At 64.1% G+C, this 8,235-nt stretch carries 5 protein-coding genes and 1 pseudogene; 2 read left to right on the forward strand and 4 right to left on the reverse strand.

Annotated features, from left to right (window positions below; genetic code table 11):
* On the forward strand, nt 1-2,220 hold the full coding sequence (locus tag GWC77_RS10255; protein ID WP_254366900.1) for a hypothetical protein: 2,220 nt from the start codon (nt 1-3) through the stop codon (nt 2,218-2,220).
* Here the strand turns inward: GWC77_RS10255 and GWC77_RS10260 are convergent.
* Entirely contained in the window at nt 2,198-3,478 is a 1,281-nt protein-coding gene (locus tag GWC77_RS10260) for an MFS transporter (protein WP_173256804.1), read from the reverse strand. The two genes, GWC77_RS10255 and GWC77_RS10260, sit on opposite strands and share 23 nt — an antisense overlap.
* 134 nt (nt 3,479-3,612) lie before the next feature.
* Here GWC77_RS10260 and GWC77_RS10265 point away from each other — a divergent pair, with 134 nt between their 5' ends.
* Nucleotides 3,613-4,530, forward strand: a complete 918-nt coding sequence (locus GWC77_RS10265; protein WP_173256805.1) for a LysR substrate-binding domain-containing protein — start codon at nt 3,613-3,615, stop codon at nt 4,528-4,530.
* Nucleotides 4,531-4,584: 54 nt separating this feature from the next.
* Here GWC77_RS10265 and GWC77_RS10270 read toward each other — a convergent pair whose 3' ends face one another.
* The 3 genes and pseudogenes from GWC77_RS10270 to GWC77_RS10280 all read right to left on the reverse strand — a co-directional run.
* Nucleotides 4,585-4,797, reverse strand: a complete 213-nt coding sequence (locus tag GWC77_RS10270) for a DUF1059 domain-containing protein (protein ID WP_173256806.1) — start codon at nt 4,795-4,797, stop codon at nt 4,585-4,587.
* A gap of 179 nt (nt 4,798-4,976) precedes the next feature.
* Nucleotides 4,977-6,374, reverse strand: a complete 1,398-nt coding sequence (locus tag GWC77_RS10275) for an MFS transporter (protein ID WP_173256807.1) — start codon at nt 6,372-6,374, stop codon at nt 4,977-4,979.
* Nucleotides 6,375-6,519: 145 nt separating this feature from the next.
* Nucleotides 6,520-8,088 (reverse strand): annotated as a pseudogene (locus GWC77_RS10280) (protease pro-enzyme activation domain-containing protein); the annotation flags it as partial.
* Nucleotides 8,089-8,235: the final 147 nt, after the last annotated feature.

An 8,235-nucleotide genomic window follows, 5' to 3' on the forward strand; every position in this document is an offset into this window, starting at 1 on the left:
ATGATTCGCGAGGCGCAGGCCTCGCGCGGGGATGCTTTTGTCAAAACAGTGCGGCGCGTCTGCGTTTCACTGGCTCTGGTTTCGGCGCTCGTGCCCGCGGCCGCATCGGCGCAGACCGCGCTGAGCTATACCACTTCCTGGATCGGCAACACGTTCGGCTATGGCGATGGCAAATGGGTCCAACTCGATGTCGAAGCGATGGCGGTCGGCACCGACGGAACCGTTTATACCGACGCGCCGTGGGACGAGAGCGGCAGCGAGATCAGTGCCTACAAAGCCGGTACGAAGGTGGCCTATGCCGGGCAGACCCACGGTTGGGGCAACGGGGGCGGCGACGCCGTCGCCGTCAACGGTTCTTATCTTTATGCGGCAGCGTCGATCGGCAACCAGAACGGTACGCTCATTGGCACCGGTTATCCGCCGAGCGGTTCGCAATGGTTCGGCATTACGCGCCGCACGCTTTCGAACATCGCGCAGGGCGCACCGTTCGCGAGCGGCGTCGGCAATCTGGCCAATCCGGCCAAGAACAGCTTTCTCATTCTGAATACCGTCTCGAACGGCACGGACGCCGGCATTCGCGGCCTGGCCGCGACCAGCACCGCGCTCTATGTCGCCAACACCTACAAGAACCAGATTCAGGTCTTCGATGCAAATACGATGGCGCCCGTGCGCTCATGGAGCGTGCCGTCGCCGGGCAATATCCTCCTCGATAGCGACGGATCGCTTTGGGTCATCCAGGGGCTCGCGACGAATCGCACCGTGAATCACTACTCGTCGACCGGCGGTGCGCTGGGCGCCGTGACGTTGCCGACCGGTACCGTGCCGGTCAGTCTCGCTTTATCGCCGTCGAACCAGATATTGATTGCCGACGGCGGCGCGTCGCAGCAGATCCTCGTCTACGGCAAGACATCGACGGGCGGCCTGCAGGCGGTGACCGGGATCGGTACGCGCTATGGCATTTTTGCGTCGACGCCCGGTGCGCCGGGCGACTGGCGCTTGAATGGCGTCACGGGCCTCGGCTTCGATGCGAACGGCAACCTTTTTGTTGCGCAGAACGGATTCGGTCCGCGCGCGCTGGGCTCGACGCAAAACGGCGAGGGCACGGTGCTCGAAAGCTACAACTGGTGGACAAAGGCGTTGAACTGGCGTCTGCAGGGGCTGCTTTTCGTCGATGGGGCCGCGATCGATCCGGCTTCGCCGAACGACGTGTTCAGCGGCTCGAAGCATTTCAAGCTCAACTATGCGGCCAGCGCGGGTCAGGAATGGTCCTATGCGGGCTTCACGCTCAACCGGTTCCGTTATCCCGACGATCCCGCGTTCCATACGACGCGCGGTGTGCGCGGCGAACCGCTCGTGCGCCGTATCAATGGCGTGCGCTATCTGTATACGCAGGATATGTATTCGCACTACCTGAGCGTCTATCGATTCGATGCCGCGACGAGCGGCGAGGTGGCGATTCCTTCGGGACTGTTGTCGCAGAATCCGATTCCCGGTAGCTGGCCGGCGGGCCAGCCGACCTACGGCGAATGGATGTGGCGCGATCAGAACGGCGATGCAACCGTGCAGGCGAGCGAAATCCAGACGAATCCGGCAACGGGCAACAGCGTCTACAACGGCTACTGGTGGGTCGACGACGCGGCCAACGTGTGGCTGGCGACGGGGGGCAGTGGAATCCGCGAGATGCCGCTGCAAGGTGTCGATTCCATCGGCAATCCGATCTATAGCTACAGCACGGCCAAGACATTTCCGATGCCGCAGCCGTTCACGAGGATCGCCCGCATCGTCTACGACTCCTCGAGCGATACGATGTACATCTCGGGGTACACGAGCACGGCACCTTATAACTCGGCCAACTGGAAATCGATCGGCCGTGTAATGGCCCGCTACAACAACTGGAGCTCGGGTTCGCCGCAACTGCAATATGTGATTGCCCTCGCTTACAGCCCCACGCTGAGCCCGCCCGTGATCCCGGTCAGTCTCGCGCACGCCGGCAACTATGTATTCGTTGCCGAAGACACGACGGCAAAGCTCGACGTCTACGATGCACGCACGGGCCAGCAAGTCGGCTCGCTGGCGCCGGGTGCAACGGTGGGCGGTATCAGCGGCTGGATCGACACCGAAATGGGTATCAGCGCCGCCGTGCTTTCGACCGGCGAGTACATCATCCTTGCCGAGGAAGACGCGCGCGCCAAGGTGCTCATGTACCGGTGGAAACCTTGATTGCCGCGCGCAAGCCCGCGGCGGGCCGCGGAAACAGCGTGTAGACCGAAAGGGCGACGATGCCGGCAATGAGCCAGACGATCGTCCATGATGTCCCCGACAGCAGGTGTGCGATGACGAGCGGTGTGACGAAGAGGCCCGCATAGACGACCGTGTTCGCCATGCCGAGCGCCGTTCCGGCACGCGCCGCTCCGGCCAGCGTGGCCAGCTCGGTATAGGCCACGCCGTGCCAGGCCGACACGCAGATTCCGGCCGCCACCAGCAGCATCACGAGCATGCCGACCGGGACATCATGGCCTGCGCCGGTGGCGGCCGCGAGGATTGCGAACGATGCAGCCGCCACGAGCGTCGAGCCGCGCAAATAAGCACGTCGATTGCCGTGGCGGTCGGTATGGCGCCCGCTCCAGACGCGCATGACCATTGCGCCGAGCTGAACGGCGGCCATCGTTACACTGATGCCCGCTGTACCCAGTCGACCGAAGTCGTGCAGGAACACGCTGCCGAACGTGATGACCGCGAGTTGCGGCACGCACAGAATGCCGATGGCGAGCGCCACGCGCCAGATCTGCCAATCGGCGAGCGGCCCTCGCGTCGATGTCGGCGTCGGCGCCGACGAACTGCCGCCATCGTCCATCGGAGGGCGATGCAGCCAGCGCCACGTAAGCACCGCGGCCATCGTACACATCAGCGCGAGCGCACCGTACACGGCGGCAAAGCCGTACGAGGAAGCCAACCATGGCAGCAGCGCCGCGCCGATTCCGCCGCCGAGCGGCACGGCCGTCTGGCGGATGCTCATGGCCAATCCGCGCTCGCGCTCGCCGAACCATCTCATGACGGCCCGACCGCTCGAGCCGTTCACGCTGCCGCCGAAGATGCCCACGATGCACATGCCGGCCGCAATCAGCGCAAGCGGGGGAACCGACGTACCCGAAGGCACGCCGGCGAGCAGCAGCATAAAAAGAGCGAGGGCGAACCCGGCCAAGCCGATGAGCAGCACAGGCCGGTCGCCGAAGCGATCGGTTGCGACGCCCCACGGCAACTCCGATACGGCGAGCCCCAATCCGATCGAACCCAGTACGAGACCGAGGCCGGCGTTATCGAGGCGATAATCGGTCCGCATCCACACGCCCGTCGTCGGGATGCCGGCCGCTGCCGCGGAGAAGGCTGCGTTGGCCACGACGCCCGCCGCCAGAACTTTCCATCGATGCGAGGCGCCGAACGTTTTCGGCTGCCGTGCTGCATGACCCATCCAGCGCATGTGCATTCCAATGGCTCCCAATCGTTTGATATTCGTGTTTGACGGGCGCAGTGTCGCACTCTATGATCGTCCCGAAAATCACAAAATTTCGGATATGTAGTTCGGAAAACCAGGACAATAGAGCGAGAACCGCCATGAGTCATATCAACTTCGATGTCGCCATGCTGCGCAGCTTCATCATGGGCATGGACCTCGGCAGTTTCGCCAAGGCATCCGAGCGTGTGGGACGGTCGACTTCGGCGGTCAGCGCGCAGATTCGCAAGCTGGAGGAGCAGGCCGGCACACCGCTCTTTCTCAAAGCGGGGCGCGGCCTTGCGCTAACTGAGGCGGGTGAGGTTTTCCTGCGTTACGCCCGGCGGCTCGTCGAGCTCAACGACGAAGCCGTCGTGGCTACACGCGGGACCGACTTGCAAGGCTGGGTGCGCCTGGGCCTTCAGGAGGATTTCGGCGAGACTTTGCTGCCGGCCGTGCTCGGCCGTTTCGCGCGCGCGCATCCGAAAGTGCGCATCGAGGCGCGCGTGGCGCGCAATACCGATTTGCTCGCCCGGCTCGACGCCGGAGAGCTCGACCTCGCCCTCGTCTGGGACGACAGCGATCTGTCCGCCCATGCGCGGCGTGTGACGGGCCGGTGCGTCGAAGTCGCGAAGCCTGCGGTGCAATGGATCGCGTCCGATGCGTTGCAATGGACGGCGGAGCGGGGCGAGCCGCTGCCGCTCGTGCTGTTCGACGGCCCATGCACGATCTGCGGGATGGCCACCGCGGCACTCGATCGTGCCGGAATCGCATGGCGCATCGCGCTGACGAGTCCGAGCCTTGCCGGACTATGGGCGGCCACGGCGGCGGGGCTCGGCGTCACGATGCGTACGCACTATGGCTTGCCCCAGGGGTTGCGGCCGCTCGACGCCGACGCATGCGGGTTGCCGCGCCTGCCAGCCTTGTCGCTCGTGCTCGTGCGGGCGTCCAAGGCATCGAGTGCCCCGGTGGAGCAGCTTGCCTCGATCATGTTCGATGCTGTGCGGGGCTACGTCAGCCCGCTCGCCATTGCGGCGTGATGCGGGCCGAACATCGTTGCAGGCAGCGGGTTTTCGAGAGCATCCGAAAGCGGCTTACGCGCGCTGGGGTGCAGTGGCGGGCGGCGTGCCTTCGTGGAAGAGACTGACGAGTTGCGCCCGCAGCTCAGGGGAGTCGACATGGTGATGGACTGCAACGGCGTGCTGCACGGCGGCTTCGACGAGTTCTTCGTCGGAGTCCGCCGCCAATGCGACAGTACAGTTCATCTCGCTTGGAAACTCACGGCAATCGATATATTTACGCGTCATGGCATTGCTCCTTATGCGAGCGTGCGTGGGGGAGGGCGGTGTGAACCATCGCTGGCACCCGCGGTTCGAGCGGCCGGCCTTTCTTCAGTGTTTTGAAGGGAATATGAAAGCTTTCGCTCGGCCTCTAAGTGATAGGCCTTGCCGCGGCAAACTGGAAGAATGTAAACCCGGAGCGGCGCTCAGCCGCGCGAGCCGCGCGCGATTTCGTCGCCCGCGTTGGGCTCCAAACGGCGCGTGATCGGAATCGAGCCGAACGAGAAAAGACCGACGACGACGAATGCCGGCCAGAAGTCCGACCATGTCGCGTGGGTATGGCCGTGCGCCGCGCGTGCAATCTGCACGACGATGCCGCCGATGGTCACGCCGAGACCGAGGGACATTTGCTGGACGACGCTGCCGAGGCTCGTCGCTCGCCCGACGTCGCGGCTCGCAATATCGGCATAAATCATCGAATTGAGGCTCGTGAATTGCAGCGCGGGGAAAAACCCGCCGAACAGCACGATGATCCAGATGAGCCAGACGGGAGTACCCGGAAAGAACGTGCCATACGCGGCGATCGCAACGCCAGCAAAGGCTGCGTTATAGATGAGCACGGTGCGAAAGCCGAACGTTCGCAATACGAACGAAGTCAGCGAGCGCATGAACATGCTGCCGAACGCCGATGCGCACGTGATGAGGCCCGATTCGAAGGCGGACATGCCGAGCCCTTCCTGCAGCGCGAGCGGCAGCAGAAACGGCACCGCACCGAGGCCGATGCGGAACATCGAACCGCCGAGCACGCTGGCGCGGTAGGTCGGAATCCTCAGGAAGCTCAGATCGAGCACGGGGCGGGCGGCGCGTTGCGCGTACAACACATAAAAGGCGAGCAGCAGCACACCCGTCAGGCACATTTCATAAGCGGTCCGGTCTTCGATCAGTTCCGCGCCGATGAACGACATGCCTAGCAGTAGCAACGAAGCGCCAATGGCCGAGAGCAGGAAGCCGAACCAATCGAGCGGGCCCGGATGCGGTTCGTGCGTGTTGGCGATGTGGCGGTTCGTGAGATAGACGCCGAGTACGCCGATCGGCACATTGATGAAGAAGATGAGGCGCCAGTGCAAATACGTGGTGATGAAACCGCCGAGCAGCGGCGCCGCGGCCGGCGCGAACATTGCCGGCAGGCTCAGATAGTTCATTGCGCGCACGAATTCGCTTTTCGGCACCGAGCGGAAAATGATGATGCGCCCGACCGGCACCATCATCGCGCCGCCGATGCCCTGTAAAAAGCGTGCAAGTGTGAAGATGTGCAGCGAGCGCGAGGCGGCGCACAGCAGCGAGCCCGCAATGAAGATACCGATCGCAGTTCGGAACACGGTGCGCGCGCCGAAGCGGTCCGCAAGCCAGCCGCATATCGGGATGAACACGCCCAGACCCACGACATAGCTTGTGATCGCAACTTTCAGCGCCACTGGGTCGGTTCCGAAATCGCGTGCCATCGAAGGCAGCGCCGTGACGATGATGTTGGCGTCCGCGCTTTCCATGAACAGCGCACAGGCAACGATCAAAGGCGAGATGAATGCTTGGATGGCAAGCGGCATGAAAAAGCGGCTTTGCGGCGGCGGGCACAAAGCGTGAATTATGCGCCGAGTTTGCCGCGTGTGCGCGCAACCAGACACCCCCAAACGAAAAATCGGTTGCGCGCACAACGAGCTCGATGCCGAGCCGTGGGCCGGATGGGGTGCGCTACCGTGCGAAAGGATGCCGCTCGATGTAGGCGGCAAGGCGGGCCATGTCGAAACTGCCCCAACCGGTAGGGTAGTCCCAACCGCTGCCTGCGACGTAGCCGTTGCCGTTATACCCATTGTTGCCCACGGTGACATCGTGCACGAGCGATGACGTCGCGCCGACCGAGGCGTAGATGCTCGACGCCGGGAAGCCGAGTCCGTTATCGTGAGCCGATTGCAGCCGCGCCCAGAATCCGACGAACAGCGGCGAGGAGAGACTCGTTCCGCCGACCTGCATGACCTCGCCGCCGACGCGGATCAACGCTCCGGTGCTTTGCGCGGCATCGAACGCGATGTCCGGCACGGCGCGGCTCGTGGGCCTCGGGCTGACGGCCAGCGAGCGCTGCCACGATGGCGCTGGCAGATAGGCGCTCGAGCCGCCGGTCGACGCCCAGAGCTTGCCGTTCTGATCGAGGCCTTCGTTCCAGACCGTCTCGCTCGCGTAGCCGCCGTTGCCGCCGGTGAAGAGCGTCGTGCCGCCGACGGCGATGACGTGAGGCGATGAGGCCGGCCATGACAGCGAATAAGTGGTGCCGTCCGGGTACCCGCGGTTGTTGCATTCGTAGGCACCTTCGTCGCCCGACGAGACCGAGAACGTCTGGCCCTGGGCCACGGCGGCCGTGAAGATCTGTTCTTCGGCCGCGAGTGTTCCATCCGCGTCGGCATCGGCTTCGCACCAACCCAGCGAGACATTGACGACTTTCGCCTGGTTGTCCGTGACGGCCTGGTTGAACGCCTGAGTGAGGCCGGCGTTGCCAGCATCGAGATCGGCTTCGTAAAAGACGAGCCCGCCGAGTGCACCGCCGGCCGCGCCGACGATGCTCTGGCTGTCGAGGTCCCATTCGACCTGGCCGTCCGGATCGTCCGCGTAATTGCCGTCCGGGTTGCCTGACCGGACGGCCGAGATGTTCACGGGGGGCAGATTGTTGGCACTCGTGAACTGGCTCAGATCGGATGCGGCTTGATTGGCACCGCCGATCGTGATGATGCCCACGGTCGTGTTTTCAGCGCTTGGCAGCGTCGCCGCGTTGTAGATGCGGGGGAATTCGAGCGGATCGTGACCGATCGCCATGCCGCCGCCGGCATTGGCCGGCGGCGTGCGCGGGCCAATGCGCGCCATCGTGCGCGCGCGCGTGACGTTTTGCAGCCCGAGCACGGCCATGACCGATTCGCCGAGGGCTTGCGGCACCTGCGCCGCCGCGGCATTGGCATACACCGCTCGCCCGTTTCGGTGAAAGTGCACGAGCGGAGTACGGAATGCGGTCTTCACGGTGCCTGCGGTGCCATTGGCGGAAATCAGCATGCGGTTTTTCGACACCTGAATGTCGATGAACCCGTTTTGCCGCAAATGGGCGACCACGCGCTCGATTTGCCGGGGCGTCGGGGCGAAGCGCTCGAGGAACGTCTCGGGTGTCAGGAACTTGTGATAGTTGGGATCGGCGGGACGGGTGACCGCGGCGGCCAGGTCGCGCAACTGGCCGAAGTTCCGCGCCTTCATGGCCACGACGATGTGTGCGGCCTCGCCCGCCTTCGCTTCCCGCGTGGGCTCGTAAGCGGTAAGCCATGGGCGTTATAGAGTTCGCGTAAAGGCAATCGCACAATGCCGCCATTGAGTTCGCTCAGGAGGGGCAAGCGATGACGGCCTTCGCAAGAGAAGAATTGGAATCGGTGTGGC

Origin of the sequence: Paraburkholderia sp. NMBU_R16 (assembly GCF_013282575.1) — a bacterium.
Classification (GTDB): Bacteria; Pseudomonadota; Gammaproteobacteria; order Burkholderiales; family Burkholderiaceae; genus Trinickia.